We start from the raw sequence: 2,374 nt of genomic DNA on the forward strand, positions 1-2,374 counted from the left end.
ATCTCATCATTGCCGTGGCCGCGATCATTTTCCTGGCGGCGGCAATCCGCATCCTCAGGGAATATGAGCGCGGCGTGGTCTTCACGCTCGGCCGCTTCACCGGCGTCAAGGGCCCCGGCCTGATCATCCTCGTCCCCTTCGTCCAGCAGATGGTGCGGGTCGACCTGCGCGTGGTGGTGCAGGATGTGCCGCCGCAGGATGTCATCTCGCGCGACAATGTCTCGGTCAAGGTCAACGCCGTGCTCTATTTCCGCATCGTCGACGCCGAGCGGGCGATCATCCAGGTCGAGGATTTCATGGCCGCCACCAACCAGCTGGCGCAGACCACGCTGCGCTCGGTGCTCGGCAAGCATGAGCTCGACGAGATGCTGGCCGAGCGCGACAAGCTCAACAGCGACATCCAGGAGATACTCGACCAGCGCACCGATGCCTGGGGCATCAAGGTTTCCAATGTCGAGATCAAGCATGTCGACCTCAATGAGAGCATGATCCGCGCCATCGCCAAGCAGGCCGAGGCCGAGCGGCTGCGCCGCGCCAAGGTGATCAACGCCGACGGCGAGCAGCAGGCGGCGGCGAAGCTGGTCGAGGCCGGCCGCATGCTGGCAACCGAGCCGCAGGCCATGCAGTTGCGCTATTTCGAGGCCCTGCACGACATCGCCGGTGAGCGTTCGTCGACGGTGGTGTTCCCCCTGCCGGTGGAACTGCTCGGGCAGTTCATGAAGGCGCATGGCAAGTGAGGCCCTGACCCTGCTCCTTCCCATCGTGTGGGGGAGGGGCTTCGCCAAGGGGAAGCCGCGTTCGCGGCGCAACCGGGGAACCGCCTTGGGTGGCGGCCTTAACCCGGAAACAACTTTTCAGGTGCTTTTAATGACCCGATCGGAGGTCGGTCGGCGTCATGTGGCAACACCTTACGGCAAATCTGGCTGCGGTGGCGCTGTTCGTTTCCGGCTGGAACTACGTGCAGCCCTGGCTTGAGGGGCGCTCGCAAAAGTTCAGGCTGCTTGTCTTCGGCTGCATCATGGGCTGGGGCGCCCTGGCCTCCATGCTGTTGACCGTCGAGATTCGGCCGGGCGTCCTGCTGGATCTCAGGACGTCGCTGGTTGCGACGGCCGGCCTGTTCGCCGGCCTGCCGGGCGCATTGGTGGCCGCCGCCTTTCCGCTGGGATACCGCATCGCCATCGGCGGCCAAGGCCTCACTGCCGGACTGGTCGGCATTGCGGTGGCGTTCGCCGCCGGCGTTCTTGCCAACCGCATCATCGGGCGCCGCCAGACGCGCGTCTGGCAAGTGCTGGTGTTTGCGGTCTGCGTTGGCCTGTCCGGGCTGGTACCGATCTCGATCCTGCCGCAGACGGCCGTCCCCGTTATCGACGCGCGCCTCGTGCTGCCGCTCATCGCGCTCAATATGGCGGCAACCGCCGTGGCCGGCCTCGTCGTGCTGCACACGCAGCTTGTCACCAAGGAGCGCAATCTGCTGCGCGCCGCGGTCGCCCAGGCGCCGGACTTCTACTACGTCAAGAACACGCGCGGCCAGTTCGTCGCCGTGAACCAGTCCGTCGCCGCCTTCCACGGCTACGACCATCCGGTCCAGATGACGGGCAAGACCGACTTCGACATAGCGGACCCTGCGCGCGCCCAGACCCTCTTTGAGCTCGAGCAGCGAATGCTGGAAACGGGCGAGGGGATGGCCGATTTCGAGGAGCAGGTCCCCAATGCGAAGGGCAATCTCCGTTGGTTCTCCACCTCGAAGACGCCCGTGCGCGATGTCGAGGGCAACATCATCGGCCTCGTCGGCGTCACGCGCGACGTCACGGCGCAGAAGCAGCTCGAACAGGCATTGCTCGAAGCCAAGAACCAGCTTTCCTACGCGCTGTCGGAAATGTCGGACGGACTTGCCATGTTCGATGCCGAAGGGATGCTGATCTTCTGCAACGAGCAATACCGGGACTTCTTTCCGCTCACCGGCGACCTGCGCGTTCCCGGCACGAGACTGCGCGACATCCTCGAAGCCGTGACGGTGACCGGTGAGCAGGTGGGCATCCCCAAGGGTCACGAACGGGAGTGGATAGACAATGTAGTCGGCGCGCTGCGCACGCCGGGCGAGCAGCAGATCAAGCTTTTCGACGGCCGCTGGCTGATGTTGCGGACGAGGCCAACAGAGGCAGGCCTGGCGCTTGTGGTCGTCTCCGACATCACCGAGATCAAGAGCACCGAGGGAGAGCTGACCACGCTCAGCAACCAGCTGGCGCAGCTTGCCAACACCGATCCCCTGCTTGGCGTCGGCAACCGCCGCGCCTTCGATCAGAAGCTGGCCGGTGTCGTTGCCGAGGCAAGCCAGTCCGACCGGGAATTCGCGCTGCTGTTGATCGATGTCGAC

General features: G+C 64.8%; 2 protein-coding genes. Both read left to right on the forward strand.

The genetic code is table 11. The annotated features are described in order from the left end of the window. On the forward strand, nt 1-737 hold a 737-nt coding region (locus EOA27_RS32260), incomplete at its 5' end, for a slipin family protein (RefSeq protein ID WP_245491225.1). A 158-nt stretch (nt 738-895) separates the two neighbouring features. After that, nucleotides 896-2,374, forward strand: a 1,479-nt coding sequence (locus tag EOA27_RS32265) for a PAS domain-containing protein (RefSeq protein ID WP_127258251.1), incomplete at its 3' end; no start/stop codon positions are given.

Source organism: Mesorhizobium sp. M2A.F.Ca.ET.037.01.1.1 (assembly GCF_003998075.1).
GTDB lineage: Bacteria > Pseudomonadota > Alphaproteobacteria > Rhizobiales > Rhizobiaceae > Mesorhizobium.